Annotated in this window: 17 protein-coding genes and 1 tRNA gene; 11 read left to right on the forward strand and 7 right to left on the reverse strand. The window is 46.5% G+C overall.

The annotated features are described in order from the left end of the window. Positions 1 to 97 precede the first annotated feature (97 nt). Together rbr and BUC30_RS16005 are read left to right on the forward strand one after the other, a co-directional pair. Entirely contained in the window at positions 98 to 637 is a 540-nt protein-coding gene (rbr, locus tag BUC30_RS01575) for a rubrerythrin (RefSeq protein ID WP_073423220.1), read from the forward strand. 36 nt (positions 638 to 673) lie between these two features. Next, positions 674 to 817 carry a hypothetical protein gene (locus tag BUC30_RS16005; RefSeq protein WP_170861484.1) on the forward strand — a complete coding sequence of 48 codons (144 nt, stop codon included), beginning with the start codon at positions 674 to 676 and terminating at the stop codon, positions 815 to 817. Here the strand turns inward: BUC30_RS16005 and BUC30_RS01580 are convergent. From BUC30_RS01580 to BUC30_RS01590, 3 genes are all read right to left on the reverse strand, one after another. After that, positions 814 to 1,224, reverse strand: a complete 411-nt coding sequence (locus BUC30_RS01580) for a hypothetical protein (protein WP_139260763.1) — start codon at positions 1,222 to 1,224, stop codon at positions 814 to 816. The two genes, BUC30_RS16005 and BUC30_RS01580, sit on opposite strands and share 4 nt — an antisense overlap. Positions 1,225 to 1,377: 153 nt before the next feature. Beyond that, positions 1,378 to 2,430, reverse strand: coding sequence for a polysaccharide lyase (locus BUC30_RS01585; protein WP_073423222.1), 1,053 nt, complete (start codon positions 2,428 to 2,430; stop codon positions 1,378 to 1,380). A 16-nt stretch (positions 2,431 to 2,446) separates the two neighbouring features. Further along, entirely contained in the window at positions 2,447 to 2,635 is a 189-nt protein-coding gene (locus BUC30_RS01590; protein ID WP_073423223.1) for a hypothetical protein, read from the reverse strand. Between the two features lie 227 nt (positions 2,636 to 2,862). Here BUC30_RS01590 and BUC30_RS01595 point away from each other — a divergent pair, with 227 nt between their 5' ends. Then, positions 2,863 to 3,765, forward strand: coding sequence for an Rpn family recombination-promoting nuclease/putative transposase (locus BUC30_RS01595; RefSeq protein WP_073423224.1), 903 nt, complete (start codon positions 2,863 to 2,865; stop codon positions 3,763 to 3,765). A gap of 226 nt (positions 3,766 to 3,991) precedes the next feature. On the opposite strand, the gene BUC30_RS16010 is transcribed toward BUC30_RS01595, so the two are convergent. From BUC30_RS16010 to BUC30_RS01605, 3 genes are all read right to left on the reverse strand, one after another. After that, a complete protein-coding gene (locus tag BUC30_RS16010) occupies positions 3,992 to 4,162 on the reverse strand; it encodes a hypothetical protein (RefSeq protein ID WP_170861485.1) in 171 nt (56 codons plus the stop codon). A 3-nt stretch (positions 4,163 to 4,165) separates the two neighbouring features. Beyond that, positions 4,166 to 5,008 (reverse strand): metallophosphoesterase, encoded by an 843-nt coding sequence (locus tag BUC30_RS01600; protein ID WP_073423225.1) that lies wholly within the window; start codon positions 5,006 to 5,008, stop codon positions 4,166 to 4,168. 206 nt (positions 5,009 to 5,214) lie between these two features. Next, positions 5,215 to 6,378, reverse strand: a complete 1,164-nt coding sequence (locus tag BUC30_RS01605) for a hypothetical protein (protein ID WP_170861486.1) — start codon at positions 6,376 to 6,378, stop codon at positions 5,215 to 5,217. A gap of 494 nt (positions 6,379 to 6,872) precedes the next feature. Here BUC30_RS01605 and BUC30_RS01610 point away from each other — a divergent pair, with 494 nt between their 5' ends. From BUC30_RS01610 to nudC, 6 genes are all read left to right on the forward strand, one after another. After that, positions 6,873 to 8,147, forward strand: a complete 1,275-nt coding sequence (locus tag BUC30_RS01610) for a saccharopine dehydrogenase family protein (RefSeq protein ID WP_073423227.1) — start codon at positions 6,873 to 6,875, stop codon at positions 8,145 to 8,147. 132 nt (positions 8,148 to 8,279) lie between these two features. Continuing rightward, complete coding sequence (gene speA / locus BUC30_RS01615; protein WP_073423228.1) at positions 8,280 to 10,178, forward strand: biosynthetic arginine decarboxylase; 1,899 nt, start codon at positions 8,280 to 8,282, stop codon at positions 10,176 to 10,178. A 47-nt stretch (positions 10,179 to 10,225) separates the two neighbouring features. After that, on the forward strand, positions 10,226 to 11,044 hold the full coding sequence (locus tag BUC30_RS01620; RefSeq protein ID WP_073423229.1) for a glycosyltransferase family 2 protein: 819 nt from the start codon (positions 10,226 to 10,228) through the stop codon (positions 11,042 to 11,044). A 2-nt stretch (positions 11,045 to 11,046) separates the two neighbouring features. Next, positions 11,047 to 11,748 (forward strand): glycosyltransferase family 2 protein, encoded by a 702-nt coding sequence (locus BUC30_RS01625; RefSeq protein ID WP_073423230.1) that lies wholly within the window; start codon positions 11,047 to 11,049, stop codon positions 11,746 to 11,748. A gap of 9 nt (positions 11,749 to 11,757) precedes the next feature. Then, positions 11,758 to 12,699, forward strand: a complete 942-nt coding sequence (locus tag BUC30_RS01630) for a glycosyltransferase (protein WP_073423231.1) — start codon at positions 11,758 to 11,760, stop codon at positions 12,697 to 12,699. Between the two features lie 7 nt (positions 12,700 to 12,706). After that, positions 12,707 to 13,537: an NAD(+) diphosphatase gene (gene nudC / locus BUC30_RS01635; RefSeq protein ID WP_073423232.1), complete on the forward strand. Its 831-nt coding sequence runs from the start codon at positions 12,707 to 12,709 to the stop codon at positions 13,535 to 13,537. Between the two features lie 44 nt (positions 13,538 to 13,581). Here nudC and BUC30_RS01640 read toward each other — a convergent pair whose 3' ends face one another. After that, positions 13,582 to 14,208 (reverse strand): hypothetical protein, encoded by a 627-nt coding sequence (locus tag BUC30_RS01640; protein WP_073423233.1) that lies wholly within the window; start codon positions 14,206 to 14,208, stop codon positions 13,582 to 13,584. A 71-nt stretch (positions 14,209 to 14,279) separates the two neighbouring features. On the opposite strand from BUC30_RS01640, the gene BUC30_RS01645 reads away from it, so the two are divergent. Both BUC30_RS01645 and BUC30_RS01650 read left to right on the forward strand, forming a co-directional pair. Continuing rightward, a tRNA-Gly gene (locus BUC30_RS01645) sits at positions 14,280 to 14,352 on the forward strand. A gap of 293 nt (positions 14,353 to 14,645) precedes the next feature. Beyond that, entirely contained in the window at positions 14,646 to 16,946 is a 2,301-nt protein-coding gene (locus BUC30_RS01650) for an MAC/perforin domain-containing protein (protein ID WP_073423234.1), read from the forward strand. Positions 16,947 to 17,011: the final 65 nt, after the last annotated feature.

Raw genomic sequence — 17,011 nt, forward strand, 5'->3', positions numbered from 1 at the left:
TACTCCAACTTATTACAAAAATGCGTCATAAAAATTTCCACACAGCAACAAAATGAGGTATATTAGAAACAAAACCTATCAAATAAGGGAGTTTTTTATGGCAAACAAATACGCAGGAACCCAAACCGAAAAGAACCTTGAAGCAGCATTCGCAGGCGAATCCCAAGCCCGCAACAAATACACCTACTTTGCAAGCCGCGCCAAAAAGGACGGTTTTGAACAGATCGCTGCATTGTTCCAGAAAACCGCTGACAACGAAAAGGAACACGCCAAGCTTTGGTTCAAGGAACTCGAAGGCATCGGCGACACCGCCCAGAATCTGAAGGCTGCAGCCGAAGGCGAAAACTACGAATGGACGGACATGTACGAAGGCTTCGCGAAGACCGCTGAAGAAGAAGGATTCACCGCACTCGCCAAGAAGTTCCGCATGGTCGCCGCCATCGAAAAGATGCACGAAGAACGCTACCGCGCCCTCCTCAAGAATGTGGAAACGGCCAAGGTCTTCGAAAAATGCGAAGTCAAGGTTTGGGAATGTCGTAACTGCGGCCACATCGTGGTCGGAACGAAGGCCCCGGAAGTCTGCCCCGTCTGCGCTCACCCGCAAGCCTACTTCGAAGTCCACGAAGAAAATTACTAAGAGCCGAGAGTCGCGGCGGCGTGTTCACACGCCGACATGACCGAGGCGAAGAGTAAGGCGCTTGCGCCATTACTAAGAGCCGAAAGCATCAACAAGATGCGCGAACTCAAAAAAGCAAAATTGGCACCGGAGAAATCCGGTGCTTTTTTAGTATCGCCCCAAACAAGTCAAGGCGGCTAAAACCAGAATCCCCCACTTTCAGAGTATTCCTTAATCTTATCCGCGTTATCAATGACCTTCTGTTCCACAACCATCCCCGCCTCAATCTTGATATGAAGCTCCTTTTCATAGATGGATGAGAAACCCATGTGAATATAGTGAACCATTTCCCCTTGCGGAACAACGATGGTCCCAGTAACCCATGTAGCATGAACAGGCTCATCTTTTAGCAGCTTGTATTTTCCTTCAAGCTTAATCAAGTAGAACTTACCATCCTTGATTTCCCATGTACCAACATACTTTCGCCAGCAAGCGGAAGTGAAGAGATACATTCCAAATTCTTGCCCCTTCGCGGCCTCGTAAGCCTCTTCCTCAGACAATTCAGCGACAAGAGCTGGATCATTTGGAATCGGCGGGCAAGCATGCATGCATTCCCTTTTGGCATTGAGAATGAGCTGTTCTGGAATTTGCGCTGTCATATTTATACCTCGGACTTAGTTTTTTCATCCATATTGCAAATATACAATCACAGAACGTCAAATTATGACAGTTCGAAAATTTTAATTTTTTTTGTCTATTTTTTACCGTTCTATTTGCAACTGGATAATTTTACCGTTCCGGAGTCTTTGCATATTTACATCGGAGCTTGTGTTTTGGCGACCTACTAGCGAGCCGTTAACGCGATAAATTTCAATAGGCTTTGAGACTGAACGGCGATTTTCTCTCCTCAAATTTTTACCCAAGCCAACTTCGCCCCCGTTATCGAGAGTCACCGCTATAGAATCGGTCGAAACCGTAAAGTTGTCAAATCGGATAAAATTGTCGTGTGTCGGAGCCCATTCAGCACTACTCCCGCCATGGAACGTGGAAAGATAGAACTTGTCCACATGCAAAGTATCGTAATCGCGGAGCCTGAGCGTATCGACATCAAGCACGAGCTCGCCATCAAGCCACGCCTGCACACGACCGTTCTTGTCGCCCGCGCCAGGAGTCTTGACCGTATTCATCGAGACTTTATTGACTATGCGATGCCATTTGCCAATCGTGAATTGCGCTTGCGGATTTTTACCGCCGAGATCCCACTTGAAATCATCGCCGTATTCAGAATGTTGCCCCATGAAGTAAATCAGCTGAACAGCGTTCCCGCCCTTGCGCCACATAATTCGCGCACTCCAGCCATCCCCCGTTTCGGGCATCGCGTTCCCCGTGTAGCACTTACCGCCACATAGCCCCGGAAGCTTGCCTCCCAACTGGAATTCAAAACCTTCCTCGAAGAAAATATCGTACGCACTCCACATCGTATCGGCAGTTTTTACAAGCGGCTGTATGATTTGCGCCGCACATGCGGGAGTATCATTGTCATTCGGACCAACGCAACCCTTGGGATACTTAAGCTGCAGCACATTGCCGTGTTCTTCGCCATCATAGACGATTTTAGAATTTTGGCCACCATTCTTGTCCATCGCATACCACCAGCTTTTATCCGTGGTGTTGCGCTTGAAATCTTCCTTAGCCTCTGCATTGCCGTAAACGCCAACTTCGCGATTTTCGAAGTTGACAAATGAGACCGTGTCGGAAACGGTTTCAGCAAAAGCGGCAGAAGCGCAAAGCAAGAAGAACGCGTACTTATTCATATTCCTAAGAATGAATTTAGGATTTTTTCGTCATTTTGCCACCGGCGATAAGCACTAAAAAGGCGGCACCGCCTACACCCACAATTTTCTTGATATCGCTCCAAAATTCGCGACGTTTTTCGCTACAAGATTCGCAAAATTTTTCAGAATCCGCGGCTTTATCGCAGCCGCATTTTTTGCATTTGTTCCACAATTTCTGAAGCATAGCCAAATTCCTTAATCGTTGAAGGTGAACGAGAAGTCTTTTTAAAATACCATTTTTTGTTAGGAATGGGAGTAACGGGAATCACAATTTTTGGGAAAGGGCGCACCACCTATAGTTGACAAAATGAACGTTTTTGCAAACGGTTGATTGCAAAATTTGCAAAGTTTCACTTTTTTGAAATTCGCCGTTGTAGATTAGAGCCTCTAAACTTATCAGGAGGCTATTCTATGACTCAAAAATTCTCTCATGACTCTTATGTTCGCTCGGTGCTGAAGGACCCCGCTCGAACAGCAGAACTTCTTCGCCTTGCGTCTCGAAAAAACAGTAATCTCGCCCAATTCCTTGCGACGGTAAATTTAGATACACTACAAGAGATTTCTGAAGCGTTCAGCGATACCGCAACTCATGGCGATGGCGACCTGGCATTTACCGTGAAACTAGAAAGCGACGAACCCAAGCAAGCCGAACTCCTCGTCGGGATTATTGAAGAACACAAGAGTTATCCAGAAACAGGAATTATCCCGCAGTTGGTCAAATACTGGTTCCAGATTATGTTTCGCAATCAGAAAAATATTCCGACTGTTGCCATCGTATTGTATAATGGAAAAGATCCATTTCGCATAGAAAAAGAGGTGATGTACCCCAATTATCCTGAATACTATCACAAGATTGGATTGCCGTTCTTGTTGGAAATCGTTGACGTAAGTGAGATCTTTGAAGACTTTGAAATTCCGCTGATTTCGCCTAAGATTGCGCTTGCGTTAGTTGCGTTGAAGTACGTTTTTAACGGAGAAAAACTAAAAAAATATCTGAAGCCAGCCATGGCGGGTCTCAAGTCACTTCCCCGAGAAGAAGCGGAAGACTTTCTCACTCAAACTTTTATATATTTAAGGCACTGGTTTAAAGGCGAAGCCAAGGAGCAGTTCAAAATGGATTTCAAGAAATGCAGCGAAGTTTATGGATACAAATCCATTGCCGAAGTCGAGGAGGAAGAACTTGAAGCCAAAATAAAAGATACCAAGCTCGAAATGGTCGACGCCATGCTGGCAAATGACATTCCCATAGAAAAAATTTCCGTTATTTCAGGTTTTCCGGTAGACGAAATCCAAAAGCGTAGAGCACAACACTAAACAATTCATTTGAAAAGTCCACGGTGATAAAGCCGTGGATTTTTATTTAGTTCATCTATGGTAAAATTTCAACGAAATGCGGAAAATGTTTAGATATTCCGAATTTGGTTGAAAAGTTTTTAGAGAACAACTACAAATTTGAATATTTGTAGTCGTTTTGTATAGAAACTTTGCGACATAGCAAAATTATTTGATTCGCTATTTTTTTACCAGCATCGTAAATGGCTTACTTGTCAGCAACAAAACGACTGAATTCAGACATAAAGGATTCTGCGCCCTGTCGAATGTCATCTAAAATCTCCTTGTGGGACATCTTAGAATGCTTCAGGGAATTGTACTCGCGCAGTTTGCGGATGTCTTCTGCATCAAAGCGGTTACTAATTTTGGGAACATCCATGCTTCACTCCACCTCCACTACAAAATCTTCCCGTTTTAGCCCGTATTCCGCATAGGGGTTTTCGTCAGGGTAGCCGACTGGATTGCAGAGCAGTAGGTGCTTTTTGCCGAACCTGTCGGTGTACTCGCGCTTGATGGCGGTGTGGGTGTGGCCCGCTTGCCAAATGCTCCCATCATCTAAGTTTTCGAGGTATTTGGCTCCGTGGAAGTAGAAAAAATTTGAGTAAGGATCGTGCTTGTAACGCTCCACCATTTCGAATTCCAGTGGCAGAAAATGTGACATCATGATTTTCGGGCGTTGTGCAGTAAGTTCGCGGAACGCACGGTCGTAATGTTGCCAGAGTTTGTCCGTGTTGTTCCGCATGTAATTCCAATGGCGACCATCGAACCAGCGTGTAGCCCATAGAATTTTATTCTCTATTTCGGAGGCGGCGGGAGTGTGCTTGTACTTGAAATCGCACATGCCCATACAACCGGCAACATCGCCTACGATGCAATTTTCGAGCAGCTGGATGTGCAGGATTTTGTCGGCTTCTTTGATGAAATAGGCAATTTTGCTTTCGGATGTGGTGAAATCGCGGTCAGAGCCGAAACGCCCCATGTATTCGGTAATGATGTCGTGGTTTCCAAGGCACACATAGACTGTGCGATATTTTTCGGCAATGAATTTCAAGAATTCCACGTAGGTGAAGTAGTCGTTCGCGATATCGCCTGCAATGCAGCAAGCGTCAGCCGGCAGAAAGTTTCGCTCGAAGAATGGTTCAAAATGTTTGTGCAACACGGCTACAGTGCGTGTCATCGGTGCATAGAAATCGACGTGCAAGTCGCTGATAAAATAGTAGGTCATGCCCTATAATCTACACACGCCAATTTTGGCGGTCAAGGGGGCGGACTTCGGGCGGCCTTGCGATATAGCCCGACCTTGCCCAAGGCAAGGGAACGCCCAACACAAGTCTTGCGCAAGGAGATTCCCCATCAAGTGAGGAATGACATGAAAGAACAGGCGCGTTATGCGCTCCGCATGCCCCTCGACGAAAAAAATTTAGGATTAACCTACTTTTTCGGTTTTCCCATAGGCAACTTGCCATCAAAACCGATACCAATATAAAAGCGATTCATCACCCCAACTCCATCCCGGTTTTTCATATGATCGGTATAGGAGGGGACCACTTCGATTTGCCACTGAACTTTTGGTATAATGTCAAACATGTCCCCAATCGGGAACCTCTTAAAAAATTGGACTCCGGCAGAAAAATACACAAAGGTATTTTTCATTTCCTCTTCTTTATCAAGGTTGTCGTTCTTATACTTTATTGTCTCTTCGGCTAAGGATAAACCACCAAAAACATCGAGACCGTACGATTCCAAGTCCATCAAGGCGTAGCCTCCCATAAGGCCAAATCCACCCCACACCCAATTATCTCCAAAGAGAGCGTTTATATGTATCATAATCAGCGCTGAATAGATTTGGAGCCTCGCCTGAGCCATGCACGAGAAGCTTTCATCGACAGAACTCATTGTCGAATTGAAAAGGCTTCGACCAATCATGTAAGTCATGCCAAAATGAAAATTCAAACGTTTGCGGTCGCTTTGTAGCATTTTGTCAACAGATGATTCATTAATCAAAGTATTCACAAGTGTATTATACTTGCCTTCGGGAAATGACTTTAAAAACACATCGCGCATCACAATCAGCCATGAGTATCCAAAATCGTAGTCGCTATCGTGTTCAAACGGATTATCTTGACGAATCCACAGATATAGCCATGAAGGAAGTGCGTCTGCAGCTAAATTAGAGACTACCCCAATAGGTGTTGGATTTTTGAATGCAGCGGAAACAACAGAAGAGCTTATATCAGCGAGTTCCGAAAGCAATTGAATTAATTTATCAGAATCATTCTTGGATTTCGTTTCCTTATTTTTTTCAAAGGCATATCCCGAATTGTATTTGGCTAGGGCATATTCAAAGAGCAAGTTCAAGACAGCGACATCTTCATCTTCTAAGTTCATTGAATTGAAATCAATATTCTTTACAAGACGTCCGTTGTAAGTAAGAAATGATGATGCTTCAACTTGACGTTTTTTAAGGCGGTCTCCCAAGCAATCACCAGAATCGACTTGCAATTCTTCGTTTTGAATAACTTCAAGGAGCGAATGCACGGCGCTATCGTTTTGCGGATAAATTTTGACAAAGCCATCTAGCAGTCGTTCGTCCATATCGCAAACGTTCATCGCTTGCGAAGAACGGATTCCAAGGAGGACAAAAAGCAGTGCAAAACAAACGCAATTCAATTTCATTTTGATACAAACCACTCTACAGCGATAATATACAAATTTGTTTTGCAGCGTTTTTTTGAGTTGCGTTAGGGATAGTGACCACTGTGTGGCGGAGACTTGCGCAAGCAAGGCTCCGTTCTAGGAGGTTAGCGGCGAGCGTAGCGAAGACGGTTGCCCCTAGAATATAGCCCGACCTTGCCCAAGGCAAGGGAACGCCCAAAAACAAGCATTCGCTCGCAACGCATTTTTACAGAATCACTAGATCCTTCGACTTCACTTCGTTTCGCTCAGGATGACACGTCGCTTTTCACCCATATTTTTCGCACCCGTCCGAACATTTTACACCCCATTTTCTACATTATACTCAGTAACATTCTCTACCGGGATCGCCATCCCGATGGATTAACTCTCAACAAATGAGGAACAAACAAAAAATGGCAAGAGCATTGATTATCGGTTGTGGCGCCGTTGCCACAGTTGCTATCAAGAAGTGCTGCACCTGCAGCGAAGTTTTTAGCGAAATCTGCATCGCCAGCCGTCATCGCGAAAATTGCGAGAAGTTGGCTCAGGAACTCCGCCCGAATACGAAGACGGTCATCACGACTGCCGCTGTGGACGCTGACAAGGCCGAGAACGTCTCTGCTCTCATTAAGCAATACAAGCCGGACCTGGTGATGAATATCGCTCTCCCCTACCAGGACCTCACCATCATGGATGCATGCCTTGAATGTGGCGTGAACTACATGGACACGGCTAACTACGAGCCGGAAAATATCGACGATCCGGAATGGCGCAAGGTTTACGATAAGCGCTGCAAGGAAAAGGGCTTTAGCGCCTACTTCGATTACAGCTGGCAGTGGGCTTACAAAGAAAAGTTTGAAAAGGCTGGTCTCACGGCTTTGCTCGGTTCCGGCTTTGACCCGGGTGTTTCTCAGGCATACTGCGCCTACGCCTTGAAGCACCAGTTCGACACGATCGAAGAAATCGACATTCTCGACTGCAATGGCGGCGATCACGGTTACAAGTTTGCAACGAACTTCAACCCGGAAATCAACCTCCGCGAAGTTTCTGCTCCAGGCAGCTACTGGGACACGGACGAAAACGGCAAGGGCCACTGGGTTGAAATCCCGGCCATGAGCATCAAGCGTGAATACAACTTCGCACAGGTCGGCAAGAAGGACATGTACCTCCTCCACCACGAAGAAATTGAATCCCTCGCCCAGAACATTCCGGGCATCAAGCGCATCCGCTTCTTCATGACGTTTGGCCAGAGCTACCTCGACCACATGCGTTGCCTCGAAGATGTGGGCATGCTCAGCACTCAGCCCATCAAGTTCCAGGGTCAGGACATTGTGCCTATCCAGTTCCTCAAGGCTCTCCTCCCGGACCCGGCAAGCCTCGGTCCTCGCACAGTGGGCAAGACGAACATCGGTTGCATTTTCAAGGGTACTAAGGATGGCAAGCCGAAGACTTACTATCTGTACAACGTTTGCGACCACCAGGAATGCTACAAGGAACTCGGCAGCCAGGCTATCGCCTACACGACTGGCGTTCCGGCTATGTGCGGTGCCATGATGGTGCTCACGGGCAAGTGGAACAAGCCGGGTGTGCATACGGTCGAAGAGTTCGATCCGGATCCGTTCATGGAAGCCCTCACTAAGTACGGTCTCCCGTGGAACGAAGACTTTAATCCTGTATTAGTCGACTAAAAAAGTCGGTCATTAGTAGTTAGTCATTGGTTATTAGTTGTTATAAAAGCGACAAAGTCGCCTAGTATAAACTACAGACTAATGACTATTGACTAATAACTAAAATTGACACCTGATTCTTGAGACTAAACAATGAAAAAATGGCGCATTGACGATTCCCGAGATCTTTACAACGTAAAGGGTTGGGGCGTAAGTTACTTTGACATTAACGACAAGGGTCACGCGACGGTTTCGCCGATCAAGAATGGCGGTCCGAGCATCGACCTTTACGAGCTCGTGCAGGAACTTTCCTTGCGCGATGTTTCGACTCCTGTGTTGTTGCGCTTCCCGGATATTCTGGACAGCCGCATCGAAAAGATTCACGAGTGCTTCACGAAGGCAACGACTGAATATGGCTACAAGGGTGGCCATTACAGCATCTTCCCGATCAAGGTGAACCAGCAGCGTGCAGTCTTGGAAGAAGTGGTGAGTCACGGTTCCAAGTTCAACATCGGCCTCGAGGCAGGTTCCAAGCCGGAACTCCATGCGGTTCTTGCAAACATGCAGAACCCGGACGCGTTGATTATCTGCAACGGCTACAAGGACGAAGACTTTATCGAGCTTGCTCTCCTCGCACAGAAGATGGGCAAGAAGATTTTCATTGTCGTCGAAAAGATGAACGAGCTTCACTTGGTTGTTGACTTGTCTCGTCGAATCGGCGTGCGCCCGAACATCGGCATCCGTATCAAGCTTGCAAGCTCTGGCAGCGGCAAGTGGGAAGAGTCCGGCGGATACCACAGCAAGTTCGGTCTCAACAGTTCTGAACTTTTGGAAGCTCTCGACTACATCAAGGAAGAGAAGATGGAAGACTGCATGAAGCTCATCCACTTCCACTTGGGTAGCCAGATTACGAACATTCGCCATATCAAGAATGGACTCCGCGAAGTGTCGCAGTTCTATGTCCAAATTAGAAAGATGGGCATGGGCCTTGAATTCGTGGACGTGGGCGGCGGCCTCGGCGTCGATTACGATGGCACGCGCAGTTCTAACGCAAGTTCCGTGAACTATTCCATCCAGGAATACGCAAACGACGTTGTGTACGCGATGTTCGAAGCTTGCGAAAACGCCGATGTTCCTCACCCGAATATCATTGCGGAATCGGGCCGTGCACTTTCGGCACACCATTCCATCTTGGTGTTCAACGTGCTTGAAACGGCTGGCCAGGCATTCTTTGACGAGAGCGTTCATGAAATTAGCGAAGACGCTCCGGAAGCACTGAAGGACTTGTACGGCATTTACAAGAGTCTTTCTCCGAAGAACTTGCTCGAAAGCTGGCATGATGCCATGCAGATTAACGATGACACCTTGAGCGGTTTCAAGATGGGCGACGTGGATTTGCAGACGCGTGCTATGAGCGAACGTTTGTTCTGGAGCATTGCCCGCAAAGTGGATTTGCTAGCACGCGACTTGCGCCATCCGCCTTATGAATTGAGCGAACTCCCGCGCTTGCTTGCCGAAAAGTACTTCTGCAACTTCAGCCTTTTCCAGAGCCTCCCGGACAGCTGGGGCGTGGATCAGGTGTTCCCGATTATGCCGATTCAGCGTTTGGACGAAGAGCCGACGATTGAGACGACGATTCAGGACGTGACTTGCGATAGCGATGGCAAGATTGACATGTTCGTTCGCGGTGGCGAAGTGGCTCGCACCATTCCGCTCCACCCGATCAAGAAGGACGAGCCGTACTTTATCGCGGTTTACCTCGTCGGTGCATACCAGGAAATTCTCGGTGACCTCCACAACCTCTTTGGCGATACAAACGCTGTGCACATTGTCTGCAACGACAACGGCGGCTACGACATCGACAAGGTGATTGACGGCGAATCCGTGGAAGACGTGCTCGACTACGTGAACTTCAGCGACAAGGCTCTTGTCCGCAACATGGAAAACTGGGTCACGCGCTCTGTGAAGGAAGGAAAGATTACGCTTCAGGAAGGCAAGGAATTCTTGAACATCTATCGTTCCGGACTTTACGGGTACACGTATCTGGAATAAAGTTACTAGATACTAGTTAATAGTTACTAGTAGATTTGCGGAAGTCAATGGAACACAACAACTACGATATTGCGGTTTTGCTAGCCACTTACAATGGCGGCAAGTACATCTGGGAACAGCTTGAATCGCTGTTCCAGCAATCTTGTAAACAGTTCCATTTGTATGTTCGTGATGACGGCTCCTCGGACGATACGATGAAAATCGTCGAGGAATTTCGTCAAAAATATCCAGAAAAAATTACGATTTTAGAAGACTCGCAAAAGCACAGAGGTGCAGCGAAGTCTTTTATGTATTTGCTCGAAAATGTGGATTCCGAGTATTTCATGTTCTGCGACCAGGACGATATTTGGTTGCCGGAGAAAATCGAAAAGACGTTTGCTCGGATGAAGGAAGCCGAGGGGACAGCGCCGGTTCTCGTTGCGACGGATTTACGTGTGGTCGATGAACAGCTCTCCCCCATCAAAGAATCGTTCAACGAAGATTTGAAAATTGACGTTTTCCGCAAGCACCCGGAATTAATTTGTGTGCGTCACGTGGTCACCGGTTGCACAATGATGTTCAACCACGCCGCAAAATTGGCAGCACTCCCGATGTCTCTTCGCGCGACCATGCACGACGAATGGGTTGCCCTTTGCGTCCACTTTAAAGGTGGAGTCATCTCGATTCTTGACGACGCGACGATTCTTTACCGTCAGCATACCAGCAATACGCTTGGCGCAGAACAGGCCCGCAAAGGATTTTTTGCACGAGCCATCGCCCGCACAGGGCAAAAACAGTTCTTCCAAGTCGCAAAATTGCTCCACAAGGATTTCGGATTATCGTACTTAAAGTTCTTGATGTACAAAATTTTGTATAGTTGGTTCTAGGTATGAGAAGAAGCATTTGCATGGCGACCTACAACGGCGCCAAATACATCAAGGAACAGCTGGATAGCATTATTCCGCAACTTAGAGAAGATGACGAGCTCATCGTCTCTGACGACGCTTCGAAAGACGATACGTTGAAAATCGTCCAGAGCTACAACGATCCTAGAATCAAGATTTTCCACAACGAGAACCACGGCGTTGCACACAATTTCGAAAATGCCATGCGCGAGGCCACGGGTGACCTGATTTACTTTGCCGACCAAGACGATGTATGGCTGCCGGGCAAGCTCGACAAGATGGAAAAGTTCCTCACGGAAGGCGGCTACGACACGATTCTTTGCAATTGCTCGCTCGTCGATGCCAACTTGAACGTGATCAAGGAACGTCATTACGACGAAAAATGGCCGATGAAAAAATCGCTCTTGCGAAACATCATCAACAATTGCTGGCTTGGCGCTTGCATGTGCTTTACCAAACAAGTGAAAGACGCTTGCATGCCGTTCCCGCCAAAAGTCGTCGCACATGATTTGTGGGTCTCGTATTACGCCCAAAAGCATTTCAAGTGCGGCTACCAAGACGAAGTTTTGCAGCTTTACCGCCGTCACGAAAACACAGTCTCGTTCACGGGCGGCAAGAGCACGAACAGCCTTTACTTTAGAATCGCATACCGCGCCTACCTCGCGTGGCATATCCTTTGGCGTTAGGCATTAAGCATGAAAATCGGCATCACACTTGCAACTTATAACGGCGAAAAGTATCTTGCGCAGATGCTCGATTCTTTGGTCGCGCAGACAAAACCTGCCGATGTTATAATTGCAGTGGATGACGGTTCCAAAGATTCTACATGCGAAATTTTGGAACGTTATAAAGACAAGCTCCCGCTAGAAATCACCAAGTTTGAAAAGAACAGAGGGCACCGCGCATCATTTTCAACGGCATTGGAAAATGCAAGCGAATTACTCGCTGACGATGATTTGATTTTCCTTGCCGACCAAGATGACATTTGGCTCCCGAATAAATTGGAAGTGATGAGTCAAAAGATTGGCGAGCACTCCATGATTTTTGGCGATGCCGAAATTATTGATGGAGAAGGCAAAGTCACGGATTCGTCTTGGCGAAAAAAAGCCAAAATTGTTGAGCACTTGAGCCAGCAAGCGCTTCTTACAGGCTACACGAATGTAACCGGTTGCATGGTTGCTTTCAAGGCTAGGCTTTTGAAGACAGTGCTCCCGATTCCGCAAGACGTGCCTGTTCACGATCAATGGATTACGCTTTGCGCAACCGTAGAAAACGGTTACCGCGCTATCGCAGATAAAGTTATTCAGTACCGCATTCATGGCAACAACGCCATCGGCGAAGGCAACAAGACTTGGAGTGAAAAGCTCCAGACGAATTTGCAATGGGCAAAGGCAGTCAAAGGCTCGAACCTTTTCGAGAAACTGCCAGACGAAAGCCGCCGATTCTTGGACAAGTTCATTCTGTTCTTGGAATTACGCTTTAGCCATGCATTTTTATCGCCGCTATGGTTCCCTTGGGTTTTGAAGAACGCACGCAACATTTATCCGCAGGTTCACAGCGCCCCCAAAATGATTGCACGAATTCTGTTCTCGTTCGTGGGCGTCTCGACCGCCAAAAAATTTTTCAATAAGAAATAAAAATCCTATGATTCACGAAATTACTCCGCACAAGTTATATAACGAATTTAAAGACATTGCACCGAAGCCCACCGATTACTTGATTTTTTTCAATGGCGAACAAACGCTTTTCAAAAAGGCTGGCGACAACTTCGCCATTCCGCGTGTGAGCGAATTCCCGCAATGCGAATGCCATTACTTGATTAGCATCGACGGTGACGCTTATTTCTTGTGCAATTCTAACTTGCCGGAAATTCCGGAAGGCTACGAATTTCGTGGCAATCGCACATTCCGCACACTCGAAAGCCATTTGGAACGCCTCGGCGGTGCAACTTCTGCACACATTGCCAAGTGGGAAAGTTTGAACAAGTTCTGCGGCAAATGCGGATGTCTCATGAAGCGTGGCCTCAAAGAACGCTCCATGATTTGCCCTAGCTGCAAGAACACCGTCTATCCCAAGATTTCACCGGTCGTGATTGTCGCTGTTCACAATGGCAACGAGCTTTTAATGGCTCGCAATTTGGACAATCCGGACAAGACGCGCATGTTCCTCATTTCTGGATTCGTTGAAATCGGAGAATCGCTCGAACAGGCAGTCAAGCGCGAAGTCCTTGAAGAAGCGGGCGTCCGCGTCAAAAACATCAAGTACTTTGGCAGCCAGCCGTGGCCGTTCTCGGAATCGCTCATTTCGGGCTACACAGCCGAACTTGATGGCGATTCAACCATTCACATGCAAGAGGCGGAACTCGCCTGCGCCACTTGGGTCAAACGCGAGGACATTCCCGAATACGACACGAGCGTGAGCATCAGCAGTTGCTTGATCGAAAACTTCCGCTCGGGATATACGATTAAGGAATAAGGATTAACGAGAAGTGCGGCTGAGAAGCCGCGCATTTTTTTCAGTTACTTTTCCGAAGCTTTATCGGCTTTCTTTTTCGATTTGCTCGGAGATGCTTTGGGCGTTGCTTCGGGCTTACTCGCGAGCACGACGTATAACGTATCGTGAATCACGACGGTATCACGCACGACAAGTGTATCGTGCACAAAGACCGTATCGCGAGCGCAAACAACATTTGCAGCACTGCTTGTGGGAACCGCAGAAGAAGAAATCGGCTTCGACGCACTCGAGCCTGCCGTATTCAGCAAAACACTAGAGCTAGACTGCGCAGCGCTCGAAAGAGCGGCACTTGATTGCGCGACGTTCACCCCAGACGGCATTTTCTCAATCACCGTAATCAGCGAATCACGGACATTGCGGAGGCTATCCAACTGCTTGCGGTAGCGCGTCTTATTGCCCGGACGGCGTTCTCTAGAATACTGAACTTCAATCTTATCGATTTGCGTTTCGACGCCCTTAAGTTCATCAAATATAGGACCTTCGCCTTGCACAGAACCACTCGGCGTAAAGAAGTTTACGAAACTATCAAAAAAGCCACGTTTTGAACCGCCCTCGCTCCACGCAATGTTCGTCGAAACAAGACAAACGAGCGCCACTACGCCACAAACAGATTTAAACTTGAAATTTTGCATATTTCAATAATAGAAAAAAAGAAGGCATACCTTTACAAGCCCCCTAATTTTACTAAATTAAGACTACCCATGCGGGAGTAGCTCAGTTGGTAGAGCGCGACCTTCCCAAGGTCGATGTCGAGGGTTCGAAACCCTTTTCCCGCTCGAAAAAAGAGAAACCACCTATCAGGTGGTTTTTCTTTTTTTATATGGTAAATGGAGGTTGAGAACCCGAGAAGAGGGTTCGACAAAATTCGGTCATGGACGAAGTCCGAAGAGCGAATTTTGGACTTATCGCGCAAGTTTGGTTCTTTTTCTTCAAAACATTCCAACTTGGAATATTCAAGTTTCGATACAATTTTCTTACACTCATTATTGACCTTCTCACCCAAAAAAAATGATTTTTCAATCATAATGCACTCAAGTGCCTAAACATTTCCTAAGAAGGAGGGGTAATCATGAATTACTCAAATACCCACAAATCTTCTGTGGAATTAACTCTCATATGCGCCTTAACCGCAGGTCTAGTCGCGTGTTCAGACTCTCCTAGTGGGGGGAACGAAAACTCCATTGCAGTCGAAGTGTCTGGCAAGACTGTCGGCGACACGTTGATGTTGGACATGATGGACAGCACCTACGATTTCAAGATCGTGGCTGACGGAAAATGGCGCATCGAGGATGAAACAGGATTTATTCAGTCGATTAGCAAAAAATCCGGTAGCAGCGATGCGACCGTTAAAATTCGTTTAACCACAAACGATTTGGACGAACGTTTTGTGGGCGATCTGCACATTGTGTTCCCTGAAGACACCTCCCTGAACAAGACCATTACCGTAGTGCAGAAGTATAGCGGCGACTACGATGATAATGCGGTGACTGAGCTGACGCAGAGTAACAAGGTTTATGCTATTGGCTATGGCTATAATGCCATTACTGGGGGCTATCCCGACTATGAAGCTATCAAGTGTGAAATTTTTGATGTCAAAAAATTGAATGAGGATGGAGGCGTTTCTATCGGGCCGACGAAGGCAAGCCTCAAGACTACAAGTATTACGGGGTCGACAATTTCCGATATAAGTTTCCAGTTGAGTTCCAAAGTTAATGTTGAGGGCGGAATAGCAGGCTTTTCGGGAGAAATCGGAGCCGCATTTGATATGAACACATCGAATAAGAGTAATTATGAATATGCATTGACCTATCTGGACCTTGCTGTAAAGACTGCGGGTTTTGATCTTCCTTTGGAATTGCTCAAGTCTGAAGAATATATGAAAAAATTCGCCTACAATTCCATTAATGGATTGAATACAAGTTACCCAAGTACTAATGAAGGGTTCAAAAAGCTGGTTCGTGATTTTGGAACCCATGTGGTATGGGGTTCGAGGCTTGGCGGGCGCATTCGTCAATCGATGACGGCAGATGTATCCAAGATTACATCCAAATACGATATCAGTGCTTTCGCCAAGGCTGCGTACAAGGGCGTTGTTGACGCGAGTGCCGAAGTGAGTACGGAAATGAAATCGAGCTTGGAACAAAACCTTTCGAATGTGAATATCGATATAGATGTTCTTGGGGGGGATGATGGTTTAGCGCTTAAATTGTCGGATTCCAAAATTCTGAATAATGAAGATGTGAACAAGTGGAAACAGTCTGTTTCAAAAAATACCGGCGCAGCAACTCTTATCGGTTTTTCGGATGGAGGCTTAATTCCACTTTATGAATTGATTGACGAAAGCCTTGGCGAAAAGGCCAAGGAACGTAAGCAAAAACTCAAAGATTATTTGAACGGTAAACAGGTCGCTTCTGATTTTGAGTATGGCTATGACTGTGGGACCGTGACCGAAATCGATGTACCGAAGATAGAAGACCTGGACACCAACACCTTGATTAAGGATATTTACTTGGGCGGACAACTGGTGGCGAAGGCCATGTTGGAATTTGTGCCGCTCCTGAACCTCAAAGAAAAAGTGATGGTTATTTACCCCGTCATCAACAACAAGGTCCGCTTTAACTTGGGCTTCTACATTGGCGACAAGGACCACAAGCCGGCCCGTGTCAGCTGGGATGGAACCGATGCCGCCATAGTCGAATATGAAAACATGAACTTCGGCGCGGCGAAGAAACTCTATATTCGAGGAGCTTCTGTGACGAGTGTAGCGCCTGAAGGCACGGAACATCATGCAGGCACGGTTGAAGACGCTTATTTAGCTTCGAAGATTTACGTTCCTAAAAAGTATCCTCCCAATAGTGAAAATGATTTAAGAGATGGCAAAGTTCAGAATCATAATTATCCCTTGGTTAAGGTTTTCAATCGTATTTGGCTCCGCGATAATTATGCTAGCACCATTGATAAAACAGGAAAAGAATATCAATATGTAGCTGTCGGTGAAGGAACTTTTAATGTTGGCCACGGTTTAGATAACAAGCCCATTCTCATTTACAAAGTCAAAGAGAAGGATAAATTTGTTCCATCAGGATGGAGTATTCCTACTAAGGAAGCATTCCAAGAAATTGAAAAAGTTTTTAAAAACAATAAGATTACTAACTTAGGTGCAGCCATGACGAGAAAGAGCGAATGCGACTCGAAGGATGTTAAAGGAAATATTTGCGGACTTGTTGGGTTAGGATTACGGAAAGATAAGAATGGCTATACGAGTTATTATGCAATAAATAATGGCCAGATCGGTGTGGAAGATGGTGCTAGCACCTTTAATATTTTGGAGGCGGCCGCATATGACGCGCTTATATTCTATCAGGAATAAAATGATTTATCAATAAATTTCACGTATAACAAAAAGTTCCCCCGCTTGGGGGAATATTTCTGCAT

The organism is Fibrobacter sp. UWB7 (genome assembly GCF_900142945.1).
GTDB lineage: Bacteria > Fibrobacterota > Fibrobacteria > Fibrobacterales > Fibrobacteraceae > Fibrobacter.